The organism is Paenibacillus sp. FSL R7-0302 (assembly GCF_038006885.1).
In the GTDB taxonomy this organism is placed as follows: Bacteria; Bacillota; Bacilli; order Paenibacillales; family Paenibacillaceae; genus Paenibacillus_AQ.
Window position 1 is genome coordinate 1,039,753 of sequence record NZ_JBBOWB010000001.1, and the last position, 18,444, is coordinate 1,058,196.

Below are 18,444 nucleotides of genomic sequence, written 5' to 3' on the forward strand. Positions count from 1 at the left end.
GATAGCCGCAGACAGGCGGGGAAAAGAGGGCGGAAATGCGTATATTGCATACGGGAGACTGGCATCTGGGGCGGACGCTGGAGGGCCGAAGCCGGCAGAAGGAGCAGGAGCAGTTCGTGGATGAGCTGGTTAGGATAGCCGACTCCTCCGGGGCGGATCTGATTCTGATGGCGGGGGATGTCTATGATTCGGTCAATCCTCCGGCTGCGGCGGAGCAGCTGTTCTATGACGCGGCGGCCAGACTGACGGCAGGCGGCCGTCCGCTGGTGGTTATTTCGGGCAATCACGACCAGCCGGAGCGCGTAGCTTCCGTGTCTCCGCTTGTCCGCAGACAGGGGATTACGCTCGTCGGAATGCCGACTTCGGAACCGGTCACGGTGCATGCGGTCAGAACCGGCGAGGTTGCCAAAATCGCTGCGCTCCCTTACCCCTCCGAAGCCCGGCTGGGCGAACTGCTTGCCGGAGACAGCGGAGAGGCTGAGCTGAGGCTGGCTTACAGCGCCCGGGTGGGGCGGCTGATGAATCTGCTGGGACGCGAGTTCACCCCGCAGACCGTCAATCTGGCGATGAGCCATATCTATGTGCTGGGCGGCGTGGAGAGTGACTCCGAACGGCCGATCCAGGTCGGCGGCGCTTATACCGTTGATCCTTCGGCACTCTCTTGCGGCGCGCAATATACCGCACTTGGGCATCTTCACCGCGCCCAGCGGGTCAAGGGCGACGGGATGATCCGCTACAGCGGCTCTCCGCTGGCTTACAGCTTCTCAGAAGCAGGCCAGGCCAAGTCGGTGGCCATGATTGATGTCGCACCCGGCGGGGAGCCGGTGTTCGAGGAGATCTATCTCTCCTGCGGGCGTCCGCTGGTGAACTGGAAGTCTGCGGGCGGATTGCAGGAGGTCTACGGTTGGCTGGATGAGGGCAGGGATGAAGGAGCATTCATTGATCTGGAGCTGCGCTTAACCGAAGCCATGTCCATGAATGATATCCAGCGGCTGCGCAAGTCACGGGAAGGCATCGTCCATATCCGGCCAATCTATCCGCAGATGGAGCAGGAGCTGGAAGAGATGTCCCGCTCCCGCATGCCGGTACAGGAGCTGTTCCGCAGGTTCTATCAGCGCCAGACCGGCGGTGCGGAGCCGGATGACAGCCTGATTGAGCTGTTCCTGGAGCTGGCGGAAGAAGAGCGGCACGAAGCTGCGGAAGGGGAGGAGAACTGATTTGAAGCCGATATTATTGAAATTATCCGGGCTGCAGAGCTACCGGGCGCAGCAGGAGATTGATTTTGCGAGTCTGACCGAGACGGGGCTGTTCGGAATCTTCGGTCCGACAGGCAGCGGCAAATCCAGTCTGCTGGACGCGATTACACTGGCGATGTACGGCAAAGTGGAGCGCGCCGTGAACGGAACCCAGGGGATTATGAACCATTCCGAGGACCAACTCAGCGTGGCCTTCACCTTCGAGCTGAACTCCTCTTCCGGGGCGCGCCGCTACCGCGTGGAACGGAAGTTCAAACGCACCGGGGAGCAGTCGGTCAGCAATACGATCAGCCGGTTCATCGAGGTCAAGGCGGACGGGGATCTTGTGATGGCCGATAAGCTGGCGGAGGTTACGCGCTGTGTCGAGGAGCACATCGGGCTGAAGATGGACGATTTCACCCGGGCCGTTGTGCTGCCGCAGGGCAAATTCGCCGAGTTCCTGTCGCTGCGGGGGGTGGACCGCAGGCAGATGCTCCAGCGTCTGTTCCATCTGGAGCAGTACGGCGACGGGCTGGCACTGAAGCTGAGCCGCCGCGTCAAGGAGAACGAGGCGGCACTGCGCGCTCTGGAGGCCGAGCAGCAGGGGCTGGGCAGCGCGGGCAAGGCAGATGTGGAAGCGGCCGCCGTCCGTGTGCAGGAGGCGGTCCGTCATGCAGCGGATTGCCGGGGGCGGCTCACTGAGGCTGCGGAGCGCGCCGAGCGCTTCGCCCGCATCCGCGAGCTGCAGGAGGAACGGGCCCGCCGCGAGTCGCAGCGGCAGGCCCTGCTGGCCCAGGAGGAGCAGATCCTCCTCCTGGAGCAGAAGCTCGGCAAGGCGGACGAGGCCGAGCGCAGATTGCCTGCGCTTAAGGCCTGGCGCAGCGCGGAGGAGGCCTGGAAGGCCCGGGCGGCACGCGCCGGGGGCCTTGAGGCCTTGGCTGCCGCCGCCGTGCAGGAGGCGGCAGCTGGGGCAGAAGCGGAAGCAGCGGCCCAGGCCGCGCTGTCCGCAGGCGAGCCGGCCCTCCGCGAGGAGGAGGGCCGGTACCGGCGCGCGCTCGAGCTGGAGGCCGAGCTCGGCGCACTGCACAGCGAGCGGGCGGCGCTGCAGGCGCGCCGCGAGGAAGCCGCCCGGTCCTTAGCCGCCGGGCGGGAGAGCCTGGCCCGGGAGCGTGAGCTTTTGGCCCGTGGCCAAAAGAAACAGCACGAGCTGCAGCAGAGCCTGCAGCCGCTGGCGGTCCGCTCCCAGGAGCGGCAGTCTCTGCAGGAAGCCATGCAGAGACTGCAGGGGCTGCGTTCTGCCGAGGCCCAGCGGGAATCGGCAGAACGTGAGCGCCAGGGCCGTGCGGCGGTGCTCGCAGCGGCGGAAGCGCGGCTGGCTGCCGCCGGGTCCCGGCGGCAGGCGCTGGAGGCCGGGCGCGGGGAGCTGCTTGCCGCTGCCGCCCTGCACCTGGAAGAGCTGCGGACGGCCGAAGGGGCAGCGGGAGACGCTGCCGGCCGCCTGGAGGGGCATATCAGCGCGCTGGAGGCTGCGCTGAAGGAGCAGGAGGTTCACCGGCTCTCGCAGGCACTCGCCGGTGAACTCCAGGAAGGGGTTCCCTGCCCGGTATGCGGCAGTGAGCATCACCCCTCTCCTGCGCTTGTTCAGAAGCAGGGGGACTCTGAGGAGCAGGACAACAGGCTCCGCCATGTCCGCGCTCAGGCCCGGCAGGCGCTGGAGACGCGCCATCTGCTGCGCAGCCTGCTGGAGCAGGACAGCTCGTGGCTTGCTGGGCTAGCGGGAGCCGCGTCCGAAGAGGCGCTGTACCAGTCCGCCGCTGGCGCCGCCGGGGCAGAGCCGGCTGCGGACAAGACGGCAAGCATTACTTCCTACGCCGCACCCGCACCCAAGCTCTCAAGCAGTTCCGGTTCGGATGCCGGATCTGTCACTCTCAGCAATTCCGAGTCCCACGCCGCTTCAGATTCCTTAAACACTTCGGAGTCTCTTGAGGCTTCCAAGTTCCCAAGCAGTTCCGGCTCTTATACAGCATCTGACTCTCTGGACAGTTCCGGCTTCCACGCCGAACCTGATTCTTTAAGCACCTCGGCCCCGGAGTCTCCCGACTCCCAGGCACCCTCGCACCTCCCGGATGAACAAGCCCTATCTGCGCTGAATGGCCAGTTGTCTGCCTTGAATGAGCAGCTGGCCGCGCTGCGAGGACGCTCCGCAGAGCTGCGCCGTGCGGCCGCTGACTGGCAGCGTTCCCTGCAGGAGCTGGAGCAGGTGTATCACAAGGAAGCGGCAGGTGCCGAAGCGGAGAAGACCTGGCTGCAGGGGCTGTCTGCCAAGGCAGAGGAGCTGGCTGTTTCAGCCAGCAAGCTAAGGGAAGAATGGAGCCGTCTCTTCCCGCAGCTTGCCCCGGAGGAAGCGGAGAGAACGTATCAGGATATGCTTGGCAAGGATGAACGCGCCGAGGAGATCCGCAGCCGGCTGGAGATCAGCGTCAAGTTCCTGGACGAGAAAAGCCTCGCCGTACAGACGCTGAACGAGCAGCTGGCCGGGCTGGACAAGGAGCTGGCGCAGTGGGATGCGCAGCTTGAAGGCAAAGAGGCGCTTGCCCGTGATAAAGAGCAGCGCCTGCGCGAAGGGACCGGCGGCCAGCCTGCCGGGGAACTGCTGGCCGCATGTGAACGCAGATTGCTGGAGCTGCAGACTGCGCTGGAACGCAGCCGGCAGGAACACCGCCGGGCAGCGGACAAGGCGCAGCAGCAGACCCGTGAAGCTGCGGTAGCCCGCCAGGCGGCAGAATCGGCGCAGGAGCATTATACCGCTGCCTCCGCCCATTGGGAGGAGAGTCTGCAGTCTTCGCCGTTCGCTTCAGCCGCAGAGGTCGAGGCCTCTTCGCTGGAGGCTGGAGAACGGGCGCAGGCCGCTGAGCGGGTGAAGTCCTACCGCGAAGAAGAGGCGGAGTGCCTGCTGCAGCTGCGGGGTATTGAAGACAAGCTGGCTGGAGCTGTGCTCAGCAGTGAAGAATGGCAGGAGAGCCAGGATACGCTGCTGAGGTGCAAAGAGGATGATGAAGCCTCGCTTCAGGCCCGTGCACGGGCAGAGCGGGATCTGGAGGATCTGCAGCAGCGCCATATCCGCTGGGTAGAGCTGGAGGACAAGCGGGCCGGTCATGCGGCGATGCAGGAGCGTCTATCCAAGCTGCAGACCGTACTGCGCGGCAATGCCTTTGTGGAGTATATTGCAGAGGAGCAGCTTATGCAGGTATGCCAGGCTGCGTCACAGCGTCTACGGTTTCTGAGCAAGCAGCGTTACGCATTGGAGGTGGATTCAGGCGGGGGCTTCGTCATCCGGGATGACGGGAACGGCGGCGTTAGACGTCCAGTGTCCACGTTATCCGGGGGAGAGACCTTCCTGACCTCCCTGTCGCTGGCGCTTGCCCTGTCAGCCCAGATTCAGCTGCGCGGACAATACCCGCTGCAATTCTTTTTCCTGGATGAGGGCTTTGGCACCCTGGACCCGGATCTGCTCGACACCGTCATCACTTCACTGGAGAGACTGCATAATGACCAATTGTCTGTGGGCATTATCAGCCATGTTCCTGAGCTTCGGGCCCGCCTGCCGCGTAAGCTGATCGTGGTTCCTGCAGAGCAGGGCGGCGGGGGTTCAACCATTCTTTTGGAAAAAATGTGAAAGCCGGGGTTGGTTGTGATGAGAATCACAGATACACCTCCAACCCCCTGTTATAATACAGCTAAGCCGACATTATTTGAAACACCTCGGCGGACGTATGACAGGGAATGAACTCCTTCTCATACGTCCGCCGCCGAAGCAGCTCAGATGAGCTGTGAAGGGTGTTTCCTTTTTTTTGTCTTTTTTTGGGTCCACGCTCAAAATTAGCAACGGTCGTACCCCAAAGAGGGAGCACCCTCCTTAAAGACAATCGAACAAAATGTTTGCGGAAAACCGAACACATTATGCTACAGCGAAGGGTTAGAGGGCCAATTGTGCTAATGAAGGTTTTCCCGAATCGAATGTAGACGAAAAACCGAACACATTGTGCCGCCCACCCTGTTATAATACAGTCCGCCCTCCCTACACCCCCTGTTATCGTGATCATCCACCCTCCACCCCTGTTCCCCACAACACATCACAGCCCGCCCAGTTTCCCTTACCATCCCAGCATAAGCCGCCCCAAACATCTGGTTTTACCAGAATATAGCCTTCCGCCTTTCGTATTTGCTCAAATTCCTGTATGATTAGTTCCATAAATTGAAATTTGTCGCGAAGCCGATCAGGCCGGAAGCCCGATGATCTTGAGGCGTGTGCGCCCCGCAGAGCTCTAGCTGTATTGACGGATCATCGCCTGTGAGTGGCGGGTGGCCGTTGCACGAATAAGAGTTACGTTCGTGTCTGTTATCTCAGCCTGTGCTGCGGAAAGTGCCGGATGCAAGCTTCTGCATTACAAATTTTTTGGGAGGAAGCGTGGTATGGAAACTGTATTCAGCAAAATTATCGAAGGTGTAATCCCGTCCAAAAAGGTGTTCGAGAATGAGCGGATTCTGGCGTTCCACGATATTGAGCCTGCCGCCCCTGTGCATGTGCTGATTATCCCGAAGAAATACATCGCTTCCATGAACGAGGTTACGCCTGAGGATCTGCCGCTGATTGGCGAGATTCATGCCGTAGCACAGCAGCTTGCCGCAGAGCTCGGAATTGCCGATACCGGCTACCGGCTGATTAATAATTGCGGTCCGGACAGCGGGATGGCAGTGCCGCATCTGCATTATCATCTGCTGGGCGGAGCCAAGCTTGGTGCCCTTACGGGGAACTCCAGTTCTCATGCCTAAGTAAGCAATGCAACTATGTACAGCCCGGCTGAAAAAAGAATAACGCGAAGGTTGACACCTTATTTAGGTTTGACCTATAATGAAAGGTGATGAACCGTGTTGTTATGCTCTTGGACGGTCTGGTCGGAGGGAGGGAAAACTGGTGTCTGAAACGAAAGTTCGCAAAAACGAGACAATTGATGCTGCACTTCGTCGCTTTAAACGTTCCATTGCTAAGGATGGTGTCTTGGCTGAGGTGAAGAAACGCAAGCATTATGAGAAGCCAAGCGTAAAGCGCAAGAAGAAGTCTGAGGCTGCTCGTAAGAGAAAGTTTTAGGAGGATTACCCACGCATGAATCTTAGCGAACGATTGAACGAAGATATGAAGCAAGCGATGAAGAGTAAGGACAAGTTCACACTCTCCACCATTCGAATGGTTCGTTCTACAATAAAGTATCTTGAAATAGATTTGAAGAGAACATTAGACGACAACGAAGTGCTTGATATCCTTAGTCGTGAAATCAAACAGCGCAAAGATGCCCTCCAAGAATTTGAAGCAGCGGGTCGCGATGAGCTTGCCGCGAGTACTAAGGCAGAAATCGAGATTATCATTAAATATCTTCCCGAGCAGCTTACCGAAGAAGAAATTAAAGTAATTGTACAGCAGACCATCCAGGAAACCGGTGCTTCTTCGAAAAGTGAAATGGGTAAGGTGATGAGCGCACTGATGCCTAAGGTCAAAGGTCGCGCCGATGGTAAACTTGTGAACCAGGCGGTTCAGCAATTTCTGCAATAATATAACGCTAGCACCCCTTTTATAAGGGGTGTTTTTCATTGTGTGGAGCTTTTTGGATAGAACTGCGTATAAGGTATACTAAGAATTATATGCAGACTTACATAAAATGATAAGTTGAGAATGCAAATGGTTCACGTACAAAAGGGGGGGCGCAGGCTTGAATAAGTTACGCACCATCATATTTTCCTGTATCGCGGCCTTAATGGTTCTTCTGTTCCTGCCATTGGCGGGGACGGTTCAGGCGGATAATGAAGCGGTCCGCGCATCGGGCGCAGCGGCGGGTACAGTTGTCGGCGGCCCGGTCTTCATCATTCCGGTGGACCAGGAAATCGAACGCGGATTGCAGAGCTTTCTGGAACGGGGCTTTCAGGAGGCGGCGAATTACGGCGCAGTTCTGATTGTTCTGGAGATTGATACACCTGGAGGGCGGGTGGATTCCGCCGAAAGAATCGGCACTCTGGTCAGAGACAGCAAGATCCCGGTAGTAGCCTATATCAAAGGCAACGCCGCTTCAGCAGGCAGCTATATCGCGCTGAACGCGGACGCCATTATCATGAAGCCGGGCAGCATGATCGGGGCCGCTTCGCTGGTGGACATGAACGGGAAGAGCGTGGAAGACGCCAAGATGGTATCGTACTGGAAATCCAAAATGATCGGGGCTGCCTCGCTGAACGGGCGTGATCCTGAAGTGGCTGCCGGCATGATGGATGTTCATCTGGTAGTTAACCGCCCGGAACTGGGCGTGAACAAGCAGGCGGGCGAGATTATCGCTCTGAGCAGCAATGAAGCACTTCAGGCTGGTTACGCCGACCGGATTGCTGGAACGGAGCAGGAGGCGATTACCTGGCTGGGCTACTCGACAGACGACATTTTTCGCATTGAACATACCGGTGCGGAGAAAATGTCGCAATTTCTGACTCATCCGGTAGTCATGACAATTCTGCTCTTTGTGGGCATCGCCGGTGTGTTCATCGAGCTGCTGGTGCCCGGCTTTGGGGTGCCCGGAATTGTCGGTACGCTGGCATTTGCCCTCTACTTCTTCGGCAACTATGTGGCCGGCTTCGCCGGGGCGGAGACGCTGCTGCTGTTCATTCTGGGACTGGTGATGCTGATTCTGGAGCTGTTCGTGCCGAGCTTCGGTATTCTGGGAATCCTCGGGTCCATCAGTCTGGTGGCGGGTGTTGTAAGGGCTGCTTACAGCTTTACACATGCGCTGTTCAGCCTTGGTATCGCTTTTTCGGCGGCGGCTGTGGTTATTGTGATTGTAGCCGTAGTCTTCAAGGAGCGGGGAATCTGGAACCGGTTCATCCTTCAGGACAGCCTTACCAGAGAAAAGGGATTCGTGCCTGTCCCGGAGAAGCTGCGTCTGATCGGGGCTTCCGGCATGAGTGTAACCCCGCTGCGTCCGGCCGGAACCGCCACCTTTGGCGGCGAACGGATAGATGTGGTGACAGAAGGCGGGTTCATTGAGGCGCAGACGGCCGTGTCCGTGGTGAAGGTTGAGGGCGGCCGTGTGGTAGTGAAGGAAGCTGAGAAATAATTTTTGTCTATCAAAATATCGGAGGTAGGTAAGCGTATGTTAGAAGCATCTATGATTACTTTTTTGCTGATCGCGGTAGCCGTGATTATTGTACTAAGCGTCTTCTTCAGCTTCTTCCCGGTCATGCTGTGGGTGTCCGCCTGGGCCTCCGGGGTCAAAATCAGCATTATCACGCTGGTAGCCATGCGTCTGCGCCGGGTAACGCCGAGCCGGATTGTCAATCCGCTGATTAAAGCGACTAAGGCCGGGCTGGGGCTGAATATCAATCAGCTTGAGAGCCATTATCTGGCCGGAGGGAATGTGGACCGTGTAGTGAACGCGCTGATTGCCGCCCAGAGAGCGGATATTCCGCTGGAATTCACACGTGCCGCCGCCATCGATCTGGCTGGACGAGATGTGCTGCTGGCGGTTCAGATGAGCGTTAACCCGCGTGTCATTGAGACGCCGATTGTTGCGGCTGTAGCCAAGAACGGGATTGAAGTCAAGGTCAAGGCACGGGTAACGGTGCGGGCCAATATCGACCGGCTGGTCGGGGGTGCGGGCGAAGAGACGATTATTGCCCGTGTCGGCGAGGGGATTGTAACCACAGTCGGCTCCAGTAATTCGCATAAGGATGTGCTGGAGAATCCGGATTCCATCTCCCGGACCGTATTGTCCAAGGGTCTGGACTCAGGGACTGCCTTTGAAATTCTGTCCATTGATATTGCGGATGTGGATGTAGGCAAGAACATTGGTGCGTACCTGCAGACCGAGCAGGCAGAAGCGGATAAGCGCATCGCCCAGGCGAAAGCTGAAGAACGCCGGGCGATGGCGGTTGCCCATGAGCAGGAGATGAAGGCCCGCGTGGTTGAGATGAAGGCGCTGGTCGTTGAATCCGAATCCCGGGTTCCGCTGGCGATGGCCGAAGCCCTGCGCTCCGGCAAGCTTGGCGTGATGGATTATATGAATCTTAAAAACATCGAGGCAGATACGCAGATGCGTGGTTCCCTCGGCAAACTAAACGATGGGGACGACAGCAGCCGTCCGCCCCACAAATAAAGGGATGTGAGCTCCCATGAGCGGCGTGATCTATTTTCTGGTGCTTGCGGCCATAGCGATCATCACCAATCTGAACAAAAGAAAGGGCAAAGACAAACAGGCTCCGCGCGGAGGGATGCCTACCTTTGGCGGCGGCGGGGGCAGCGGCAATATGCTGCCCCGCCGCCGGAAGGCCGGACACGCACAGAAGCAGGGCAGCGGCTTCCCTGCGCCTGCCGGGGCAGAGGCTGGCCCGGACCGGCCTGCCCTGCCGCCGGATGCTCAGGATGCCCCGTATTCGCCAGCATGGGCTGAGGCTGAGCAGCCGGCTGCCGATGATGAGAACGGCGAAGGGGTGTCTCTGGAACAGGCCGATGACCTGGACAGCGTGGAGGCCCGCACAGAACGCATGCAGCGGGAGCTGGAGGCGCTGCAGGCTGCCTTCGACGGAATGGCGGCTGCGGTCCCGTCTGCGGGCTCCGAAGAAGGCGGGGAGGACGCAGATGCAGCATCATCGGCATATGCTGCCCATCCGCTCACAGGCGACCCTGACGCGCTGCGCAGCGGTCTGGTATGGGCGGAGGTGCTGGGTCCGCCCCGTGCCCGCCAGCCGCATTCCACGCGGCGCTAAGACCTTGCCTCCGCCTCCCGATCAACATGTAATACTGCACATAAGCCTGAATCCATTCCTTAACCGGAAGGGATTCAGGCTTTTTTGCTGTTTTCCCTGGGAGAAGGGTGTGAGTTCTTCTCATAAACAGCCGCCCCGCCGCATAAGGTGTACAGAAGGCAGGAAGGGGGAGCGTCTACTTATGACCCGTATCGGCCGCAGGCTGCGGGGATGGACAAACGGGGTACTGGATCTTCCGCAGGATGTGCTGCAGGAGATGCCCCGGATCACCCTGATCGGCAATAAGGAGCTGTATATTGAGAACCACCGCGGCGTGCTGCATTTCTCTTCGGAGCAGCTCAGGCTGGCATTAACCCAAGGGGTGCTGGAGATTTCCGGTGAAGGACTGGTCATCCGCAATATTCTGGGCCAGGAGCTTGCCGTCATTGGAGTAATCGGTGAAATCAGATATAAGGAAAGTGGGGAGAATCCATGAAAGAACCGCCTCTGTCATCACTGCGGGGGTTCGTTACACTGCATGTGAGCGGACCGCAGGTGGAGAAATTCATTAATGCTGTAACTGGAGCGGACATCATCATCTGGGATGTGAGGCCTGCCGGGGACGGCGCTTCTTTGAATCTGCTGCTGGATGACTTTTTCCGGCTTCGCCCGCTCCTCAAAAAGACAGGCTGCCGTATGCATGTTACAGCCAGGCACGGACTTCCGTTTCGCCTCGCGCGCTTGTGGAGACGGAAGTTTTTTGCCGCAGGTATGCTGATCTTCGGTGTAGGCCTGCTGCTGCTCTCCTCGATGATCTGGAGCGTCAAGGTGGAAGGGAATACCCGCATTCCGACCGAGGACATCCTGGAAGCCGCACGCAAGGAGGGCGTCTATCCGTTTCAGTGGATCTGGCGCATGCAGGAGTCGGACGAGCTGTCCCGTGAGCTGACCACCCTGGTTCCGGGCTTGACTTGGGCCGGGTTCCACCGGAACGGGACGAGCATTACCATACAGGTCGTCGAAGCTGACCGCCCGGATAACAAACCGCTGCTCAGCAAGCGCCATCTCATCAGCCGGACCGATGCAGTCGTGACTGAGATCTACGCGGAGCAGGGCAGACCGGTGGTCAGCCGGAATTCGCGGGTCAAAAAAGGGGACATCCTCATCTCCGGAGCGCTTGGTGACGAGGAGAATACAGAGTTCGTAGTTGCCAAAGGCATGGTCAAAGGCCTTGTATGGCATGAATATAATCTGGAGGTACCGCTCAAAAGAACGGGCAGTGCGTATACAGGAGAACGCAAGGACCGCACCTATCTCGTTCTTGGCAAATGGGCAATTCAGCTATGGGGCTACGGGGACTCCGGGTTTACGAAGTCACGTACACTTTCAGAGCCTGACATGCTGTCGTGGCGCTCGTTTCAGCTGCCGCTGGGCCTGATGACCGAGAAGGAGCTGGAGATTAAATATACCACTGAAGCGCTTACTTCGGAAGCCGCGCGTGCAGAAGGGCTGACGCGGGCCAAGAGCGATATTTTCGCGCGTTACGGCGCTGATAGCGTCATCAAAAGTCAAAAAATTTTGCATGAGAAGAAAGAGAATGGTAAAGTTTATATGAAAGTGCTGTTTGAGGTGGAAGAGAGAATCGCGGAAGAGCTTCCGATAGTAAACAATTGAGGAGAATGAGGCTACTTGTCAGAACAGACTGCAAGCATTCAAATATCTTTGCACAATGCGGGAGAAGCGCAATCCCTGTTCGGCCCGCAGGATGGATTCCTGAAAATCATCGAGAAAGAAATTCCGGCAGTTATTAACTCACGCGAGGCCGAAATCACGATTCGCGGTACGGAGCGGGAAGTGGACATGCTGGGCCAGCTCTTCAACGTGCTGCTGTCACTCGTACGCGGGGGTTACATATTGAGCGAACGCGATGTGCAGTACGCCGTGGAGCTGGCGAAGGATTTCCGTGCCGACCAGCTGCTTGACCTGTTCAAGGGCGAGATTACGACAACATTCCGCGGCAAGCCGATCCGTGTCAAAACGATTGGCCAGAAGCATTATGTGAGCACCATCAAAAAGCGTGATATCGTCTTCGGCATCGGCCCGGCAGGCACCGGCAAGACCTATCTGGCTGTGGTCCTCGCGGTGACGGCGCTGAAGGAAGGCTCGGTCAAACGGATCGTGCTTACGCGTCCGGCTGTAGAGGCCGGGGAGAACCTGGGCTTCCTACCGGGAGATTTGCAGGAGAAGGTAGATCCGTATCTGCGGCCGCTCTACGACGCCTTGTACGACGTTATGGGGCCTGATCAGGTGGCGAAGGCGCTGGAGCGCGGGCTGATCGAGATTGCACCGCTTGCCTATATGCGCGGGCGTACGCTGGAGGATGCTTTTATCATCCTGGATGAAGCGCAGAATACCACACCCGAACAAATGAAAATGTTCCTCACCCGTCTGGGCTTCGGCTCCAAGATGGTCATCACGGGCGATGTGACCCAGATCGATTTGCCGCGCGGCAAGAAGTCAGGGCTGATCGAAGCCAAAACGATTCTTTCCGGTATCGAGGAGCTTGGCTTTGTATACTTTGCTGAGCAGGACGTTGTCCGTCATTCCCTTGTGCAGAAAATTATCGTTGCCTATGACCGCTCTGCCGAAAACCTCCAATAAAAAAGGGGATTGTCTTCATGGCCTCAAAGCAACCATCGAAATTAAGCGGATTTGTATATAGCAGCAGCGGATGGAAGTATAGCGCGGTGTCGCGCTATGCTCTTTTCCTGTTACTCGCGGTTGTTTTCTACCTCAGCCTGTCCTCTGATCTGCTGCCCAAAAGGTATGATATCAAAGAGGGAACCCGCAGTGCCAAGGAGATTACAGCACCCAAGCAAATCCTGGACACCAACGCCAAGCTCAAGGCCCAGGAGACTGCTGCAGAGAATGTGACCAACCGTTATGCCATTATTCCTATCCGGGCGGAGAATCTAGTAACTCTGCTGCTGGACCGGATCGGCGGGCTGAATCAGGATGATACGATTTCACAGAGCGAGAAGACGGAGATTTACCGGGAAGAGATTCCGCGGCGGGCCAATGATTTTATCCTAAATTTTGTGGCTGCCAGCCAAAAGGCCGGGACTTACTCCGAGCATCTGCTGAATGAAATGCAGTCTGTCATCAAGGACCAGGCCTACGTCATTCCGGAAGAGACCTATATCAAGATTCCGCGCTTGACTCAGCAGGATATCATCGAAATGAAGCCGGTGGCCCGGGATATTGTCACCAAGCTGATGAACGACCAGATTACCGACGCCCAGAGCGCGCGCGCTAAGGTCGCTGAGCAGGTCAGCGTCAGTTCGCTGGGCCAGCGGACCGCCCGCGAGGTGGTGCAGGAGCTGGTGCGGCTGGTGATCACCGCCAACAAATTCTATGACGAGGATGCGACCAAGGAAGCGAAGGTGCAGGCCCGTCAGAATACACCGGATGTATTCATCGAGCAGGGGGATGTGCTGGTAGCCAAGAATCAGGAGATTACCCCTGAGCTGTACAAGCTGCTGGATGAAAACGGACTTCTCAGCAAAGAGATTAATTACTGGCCGCAGCTCGGCCTGCTGCTGCTCTCTGCACTGCTGTCCTTTGGCCTGATGACCTTCATCCGCTACAATGGCGGAGCCTCAGGCTTCAAATACAATAACTCCCAGCTGCTTATGCTGGTGCTGGTGTTTATCATTACCATCGTTATGATGAAGCTGACGGCCTTCCTGCAAACCGATGTGCGGACATATATAGGCTATCTGGCACCTGTGGCTCTGGGCGCGATGCTGATCTCCATGCTGCTGGACATGACCTTAGCTTATTTCTGTTCCATTCTGTTCAGCATTCTGGCCAGTATCCTGCTGAATGTCCAGCAGAATACGATATTTGATTTCACCTTCGGCTTCTTTGCCCTAATCGTAAGTTATGTTGCCATCTTCTCGACCCACCGCGCCGGACAGCGCTCAACGCTGCTGAAGGGCGGTATTATGGTGTCTCTGCTCGGCTGCCTGACCGTAGCCATACTGACCATGCTGAGCGGCGGCGTATGGAACGAGACGAATACGTTATATGCTCTGGGCTTCTCCTTTGCCGGGGGTCTGCTTACCGCAGTGCTGGTCATCGGCCTGATGCCGTTCTTCGAGGTAACGTTCGGCATTCTGTCGGCCCTGAAGCTCGTAGAGCTGTCTAACCCGAACCATCCGCTGCTGCGCAAGCTGCTTACAGAGACGCCGGGAACCTATCACCACAGCGTGATGGTAGGCAATCTGTCCGAGGCTGCGGCCGAAGCGATTGGTGCGGACGGCTTGCTGTGCCGGGTAGGGTCGTATTATCATGACATCGGCAAGACGAAGCGCCCGTTCTATTTCATAGAGAACCAGAACAATATGGAGAATCCGCATGACTCGATTGAGCCGAAGCTGAGCAAGTCGATCATTGTGGCCCACGCCCGGGACGGGGTGGAGATGCAGAAGGAATACAAGCTGCCGAAGCCGATCCGCGATATTGCGGAGCAGCATCACGGCACGACGTTCCTGCATTATTTTTATCATAAGGCATTGAAGCTTGCAGAAGATAAGGGTGTAGAGCCGGACTTCACGGAGGAGGATTTCCGTTATCCCGGCCCGAAGGCACAGTCGAAGGAATCCGCAGTCGTCGGGATCGCCGACAGTGTGGAGGCCGCAGTCCGTTCGCTCCGCAAGCCAACCGTGGTGCAGGTGGAGACCATGATTGAGAAAATTATCAAAAGCCGGCTGGATGACCATCAGTTCGATGAATGCGATCTGACGCTCAAGGAGCTGGATATTATTTCACGGACACTGAAAGAGACGGTAATGGGCATATTCCATTCCCGGATTGAATACCCCGAGGATGTGCGCAAGCCCAAAAAAGAGGAAGGGGCCATCAAAAATGAGTCTGAGCGTCGTTTGGAACAATGAACAGGATGAACATGAAATTAACGGCGATCTGATTGAGCTGCTGGAGCGGATTCTGCAGACAGCAGGGGAAGCGGAAGGGATTGACACGGGGGAAGTGGATCTGACCTTCGTCAATAACGAACGCATTCACGAGCTGAATCTCGAGTACCGCGGCATTGACCGTCCGACCGATGTGCTCTCCTTCGCGATGAATGAGGCCGGAGAAGATGAGCTGGAGATCCGGTACGACCTGGCAGATGAGGACGAAGAGCTGGAGGAAGTACCGAATGTGCTTGGGGATATTATCATCTCGGTTACCCGGGCGCAGGAGCAGGCTGAGGAATACGGCCATTCGCTGGAGCGGGAGCTGGGCTTCCTGTTCGTCCACGGGTTCCTGCATTTGCTGGGCTATGATCATCAGGAGCCGGAGGCTGAGGCCGAAATGATGTCCAAGCAGGAGAAGGCTCTGGCTCAGGTCGGGTTGACACGCTAATGGTCAAGAATACGGCGGTGGGCCACAAAAAATTCTGGCATTCCTTTCGCTTCGCCGCACACGGCATTGCGGCAGCATTCCGGTCGGAGCTGAACATGAAGGTGCATAGCGGCCTTGCTGTTATCGTAGTGATTGCCGCCGCTGTGTTCAGGCTTCCTCTGTCAAGCTGGATGATGCTGCTGCTGGCCATTACGCTGGTGCTGACAGCCGAGCTGCTGAACACGGCGATTGAAGCGACGATTGATCTGGTTTCGCCTGAGGTTCACCCCTTGGCCAAGAAGGCCAAAGATACCGCCGCAGGCGCTGTGCTGCTTACGGCGGTGTTTGCCGTGATTGCCGGAATCTATGTTTTTTATCATCCCGTGATGGACTGGATCACAGGTCTTATGTCATAATCAGTTTACAACTTCAGCTGGTGTAAGAGGCGGACCCGCTTTGCGCGCTCCGTCATCTTTAATTAGGATAATATTTTCGGGCCATGCTCCCAAAACTAAGGTTATGCTTACGAAGCGAGTTTTATTTCGAAGAAGATTCGATGAAGAGAGTGCTCAATAAAACTAGGCTTATGCTTACGAAGCGAGTTTTATCTCGAAGGGATTTCAATGAAGAGGATGCTTGATAAAACTTTTAGGAGGACAATTATGGATTATGCGCTACTTCTTCAAGAAGCGATCAAGGCAAGAGCCAATGCATATATACCTTATTCCCGCTTCGGGGTAGGGGCAGCCCTTCTGGATCAGGATGGCAAGGTCCACCACGGCTGCAACATCGAGAATGCCGCTTACGGCCCGACCAACTGCGGCGAGCGGACGGCCATGTTCCGCGCCATTGCGGACGGGCACAAGCCCGGTACCTTCAAAGCCATCGCTGTCGTGGCCGACACGGATGGCCCCGTATCGCCTTGCGGCGTCTGCCGGCAGGTGATGGTCGAGCTGTGCGGACCTGATATGCCGGTTATTCTCGGCAACCTCAAGGGTGATATTGTGGAGACAACCGTGCGCGATCTGCTCCCCGGCGCCTTCGGTCCTGCGGATCTGGCGCAGGGACAGAGTGCGGAGTGATGACAGCAAGCTGGTGCTGGTACTAAGGACTTCAACATATTGCTGCTGTTGGGCACTCTACTGTATAACGTACAATAGATTGTGCCAAAATTGGATGCAAGATAGGTTCTGTTGTATTTCGTGCAATTGAAAACGGGAAATAACCTGTTTATGGCCTGTTTGCGGCAAATCTGCTGTATAAAATACAATAGAACCGTTAAAGAGCCTTAGATTTGCTTATTCTGTTGTACAAAATACAATTAAGCCTGCTGGTGCTGGTGCTGGTGCTGGTGCTGGTGCTGGTGCTGGTGCTGGTGCTGGTGCTGGTGCTGGTGCTGGTGCTGGTGCTGGCCTGCTGGTGCTGGTGCTGGGACATGGGCCAGGCGAGCGTTCCGGTATCCAACTAATCATCCGCGCTGTAGTCAAGCGTGCTCCAGAGTTAACAGTATATTGTACAACTAACTTTCCACTATTCCCGCTAAAAGTTGATTTAAGTGTAATTTGTACAACTATGTTCATTGGATAACGCCGAAAGTAACGTTGAAGAGGAAAATAGATGTATGAATTACAACTAAACCGTAATAACCTTTGATTTGGAGCAGAATAAGTGTACAAAATACAACTAAGCTAGTTGCGGGGCATGGCAGGCTAGTTATTGTGGGAATGCCGGGCTAGTTATTGCAGGTGGGCATGGGCAGGCTTCGGGTATACAACAAATTAATCTTTCCCGCGCCACACTCAAGCATGTTCCCGCAGGGAACGAAAAGCGTTCATGCTCCGCAGCTACCTGTCCCGCGCCGCATGCTGGTCACAGCCAATCAACCGCGCCGCACTCAAGCGTGTTCCCGCAGGGAACGAAAAGCGTTCATGCTCCGCAGCTACCTGTCCCGCGTCAACCGCTGTGCCCACGCCAGTTCCGGGTGTCCAGAGGGCCGGGGCCCTTGGGGTCCCCCTTGGCGAAGGGGGATTTAGGGGGATCGAAACGCTTTTAAGGGTGAACGCTTTTGACCGAAACGCTTTCAACCAAGTTGTAAGATAAATTAGGAGGATCATATGAAATTCAAATCAGGGTTTGTCGCCATTATCGGCAGACCAAACGTAGGTAAATCAACGCTCATGAACCAGGTAATCGGCCAGAAGATTGCCATTATGTCGGACAAGCCGCAGACCACCCGGAACAAGATTCACGGGGTATATACGGCGAATAATTCGCAGATTGTATTCCTGGACACCCCGGGTATCCATAAAAGACAATCCAAACTGGGCGATTACATGAATCAGACCGCTATGAGCACGCTGCATGAAGTGGAAGCTGTACTGTTCCTCGTCGATGCCTCCGAGGGTATGGGCGGCGGCGACCGTTTTATCGCGGAACAGCTTGGCAGCATTAAGACCCCGGTCATTCTGGTGATGAACAAGATTGACAAGATTGAACCGGAAGCGCTGCTGCCGATGATTACGGAATATAACAAGCTGCATGAGTTCGCCGAGATCGTGCCGATCTCAGCCAAGATGGGCAATAACGTCAACACGCTGCTGGAGCAGGTGCAGAAATACCTGCCGGAAGGCCCGCAGTATTACCCGGACGACCAGATTACCGATCACCCCGAGCAGTTCGTCTGCGCGGAGCTGATCCGCGAGAAGATTCTGCATCTGACCCGTGAAGAGGTGCCGCATTCCATCGCCGTGGCGATTGAGGATATGAGCGTGGAACCGAATGGGGTTGTGCATATTTCGGCGGTTATCTTTGTCGAGCGCGATTCCCAGAAGGGAATCATTATCGGTAAGCAGGGAGCGCTGCTGAAGGAAGTCGGACGCAGGGCGCGGACGGATATTGAGAACCTGCTGGGCTCGAAGATTTTCCTGGAATTATGGGTGAAGGTGAAAAAAGACTGGCGTAACCAGGACCGCGTTCTGCGGGATTTGGGCTTCCATAAAGAATGATCACCTCTCCCGCCGCCTCA

At 56.6% G+C, this 18,444-nt stretch carries 17 protein-coding genes; all 17 read left to right on the forward strand.

Features of this window, described 5'->3' with window-relative positions:
* The first annotated feature begins 35 nt into the window (after positions 1–35).
* The gene (locus MKY96_RS04465) at positions 36–1,217 is read left to right on the forward strand and encodes an exonuclease SbcCD subunit D (protein ID WP_340938858.1); all 1,182 of its coding nucleotides are present in this window, start codon (positions 36–38) and stop codon (positions 1,215–1,217) included.
* A 1-nt stretch (position 1,218) separates the two neighbouring features.
* Complete coding sequence (locus MKY96_RS04470) at positions 1,219–4,911, forward strand: SMC family ATPase (RefSeq protein ID WP_340938859.1); 3,693 nt, start codon at positions 1,219–1,221, stop codon at positions 4,909–4,911.
* A 797-nt stretch (positions 4,912–5,708) separates the two neighbouring features.
* Entirely contained in the window at positions 5,709–6,068 is a 360-nt protein-coding gene (locus MKY96_RS04475; protein ID WP_076075810.1) for a histidine triad nucleotide-binding protein, read from the forward strand.
* 142 nt (positions 6,069–6,210) lie between these two features.
* Positions 6,211–6,384: a 30S ribosomal protein S21 gene (gene rpsU, locus MKY96_RS04480; protein ID WP_005547957.1), complete on the forward strand. Its 174-nt coding sequence runs from the start codon at positions 6,211–6,213 to the stop codon at positions 6,382–6,384.
* A gap of 15 nt (positions 6,385–6,399) precedes the next feature.
* Positions 6,400–6,843, forward strand: coding sequence for a GatB/YqeY domain-containing protein (locus MKY96_RS04485; protein ID WP_036724349.1), 444 nt, complete (start codon positions 6,400–6,402; stop codon positions 6,841–6,843).
* Between the two features lie 202 nt (positions 6,844–7,045).
* Positions 7,046–8,383 (forward strand): NfeD family protein, encoded by a 1,338-nt coding sequence (locus MKY96_RS04490; RefSeq protein ID WP_340944440.1) that lies wholly within the window; start codon positions 7,046–7,048, stop codon positions 8,381–8,383.
* A gap of 36 nt (positions 8,384–8,419) precedes the next feature.
* Positions 8,420–9,421, forward strand: coding sequence for a flotillin-like protein FloA (gene floA / locus MKY96_RS04495; protein ID WP_076075813.1), 1,002 nt, complete (start codon positions 8,420–8,422; stop codon positions 9,419–9,421).
* Positions 9,422–9,437: 16 nt separating this feature from the next.
* A complete protein-coding gene (locus MKY96_RS04500; protein WP_340938860.1) occupies positions 9,438–10,031 on the forward strand; it encodes a hypothetical protein in 594 nt (197 codons plus the stop codon).
* Between the two features lie 181 nt (positions 10,032–10,212).
* Positions 10,213–10,506 carry a sporulation protein YqfC gene (gene yqfC, locus MKY96_RS04505; protein ID WP_036690297.1) on the forward strand — a complete coding sequence of 98 codons (294 nt, stop codon included), beginning with the start codon at positions 10,213–10,215 and terminating at the stop codon, positions 10,504–10,506.
* Complete coding sequence (gene yqfD, locus MKY96_RS04510) at positions 10,503–11,684, forward strand: sporulation protein YqfD (protein ID WP_340938861.1); 1,182 nt, start codon at positions 10,503–10,505, stop codon at positions 11,682–11,684. Before yqfC ends, yqfD begins: the two co-directional genes overlap by 4 nt.
* 15 nt (positions 11,685–11,699) lie before the next feature.
* Entirely contained in the window at positions 11,700–12,671 is a 972-nt protein-coding gene (locus MKY96_RS04515; protein WP_036690294.1) for a PhoH family protein, read from the forward strand.
* 17 nt (positions 12,672–12,688) lie between these two features.
* Positions 12,689–14,968, forward strand: a complete 2,280-nt coding sequence (locus MKY96_RS04520; RefSeq protein ID WP_340938863.1) for an HD family phosphohydrolase — start codon at positions 12,689–12,691, stop codon at positions 14,966–14,968.
* Positions 14,940–15,440, forward strand: coding sequence for an rRNA maturation RNase YbeY (gene ybeY / locus MKY96_RS04525; RefSeq protein ID WP_340938864.1), 501 nt, complete (start codon positions 14,940–14,942; stop codon positions 15,438–15,440). The genes MKY96_RS04520 and ybeY overlap by 29 nt, the downstream gene beginning before the upstream one ends.
* Positions 15,440–15,835 carry a diacylglycerol kinase family protein gene (locus MKY96_RS04530; RefSeq protein ID WP_340938865.1) on the forward strand — a complete coding sequence of 132 codons (396 nt, stop codon included), beginning with the start codon at positions 15,440–15,442 and terminating at the stop codon, positions 15,833–15,835. The genes ybeY and MKY96_RS04530 overlap by 1 nt, the downstream gene beginning before the upstream one ends.
* Positions 15,836–16,081: 246 nt before the next feature.
* Entirely contained in the window at positions 16,082–16,501 is a 420-nt protein-coding gene (locus MKY96_RS04535; protein WP_340938867.1) for a cytidine deaminase, read from the forward strand.
* 212 nt (positions 16,502–16,713) lie between these two features.
* Positions 16,714–16,887: a hypothetical protein gene (locus MKY96_RS04540; protein WP_340938869.1), complete on the forward strand. Its 174-nt coding sequence runs from the start codon at positions 16,714–16,716 to the stop codon at positions 16,885–16,887.
* 646 nt (positions 16,888–17,533) lie between these two features.
* Positions 17,534–18,424: a GTPase Era gene (era, locus tag MKY96_RS04545; RefSeq protein WP_036724337.1), complete on the forward strand. Its 891-nt coding sequence runs from the start codon at positions 17,534–17,536 to the stop codon at positions 18,422–18,424.
* The last annotated feature ends 20 nt before the right edge of the window (positions 18,425–18,444 follow it).

What these genes read in the sequence shown, in the direction of transcription:
- MKY96_RS04465 (WP_340938858.1), top strand. Translation starts at nt 36, where the DNA reads ATGCGTATATTGCATACGGGAGACTGGCATCTGGGGCGGACGCTGGAG.
- MKY96_RS04475 (WP_076075810.1), top strand. Translation starts at nt 5,709, where the DNA reads ATGGAAACTGTATTCAGCAAAATTATCGAAGGTGTAATCCCGTCCAAA.
- MKY96_RS04485 (WP_036724349.1), top strand. Translation starts at nt 6,400, where the DNA reads ATGAATCTTAGCGAACGATTGAACGAAGATATGAAGCAAGCGATGAAG.
- MKY96_RS04490 (WP_340944440.1), top strand. Translation starts at nt 7,046, where the DNA reads ATGGTTCTTCTGTTCCTGCCATTGGCGGGGACGGTTCAGGCGGATAAT.
- floA (WP_076075813.1), top strand. Translation starts at nt 8,420, where the DNA reads ATGTTAGAAGCATCTATGATTACTTTTTTGCTGATCGCGGTAGCCGTG.
- MKY96_RS04500 (WP_340938860.1), top strand. Translation starts at nt 9,438, where the DNA reads ATGAGCGGCGTGATCTATTTTCTGGTGCTTGCGGCCATAGCGATCATC.
- yqfC (WP_036690297.1), top strand. Translation starts at nt 10,213, where the DNA reads ATGACCCGTATCGGCCGCAGGCTGCGGGGATGGACAAACGGGGTACTG.
- yqfD (WP_340938861.1), top strand. Translation starts at nt 10,503, where the DNA reads ATGAAAGAACCGCCTCTGTCATCACTGCGGGGGTTCGTTACACTGCAT.
- MKY96_RS04520 (WP_340938863.1), top strand. Translation starts at nt 12,689, where the DNA reads ATGGCCTCAAAGCAACCATCGAAATTAAGCGGATTTGTATATAGCAGC.
- ybeY (WP_340938864.1), top strand. Translation starts at nt 14,940, where the DNA reads ATGAGTCTGAGCGTCGTTTGGAACAATGAACAGGATGAACATGAAATT.
- MKY96_RS04530 (WP_340938865.1), top strand. Translation starts at nt 15,440, where the DNA reads ATGGTCAAGAATACGGCGGTGGGCCACAAAAAATTCTGGCATTCCTTT.
- MKY96_RS04535 (WP_340938867.1), top strand. Translation starts at nt 16,082, where the DNA reads ATGGATTATGCGCTACTTCTTCAAGAAGCGATCAAGGCAAGAGCCAAT.
- era (WP_036724337.1), top strand. Translation starts at nt 17,534, where the DNA reads ATGAAATTCAAATCAGGGTTTGTCGCCATTATCGGCAGACCAAACGTA.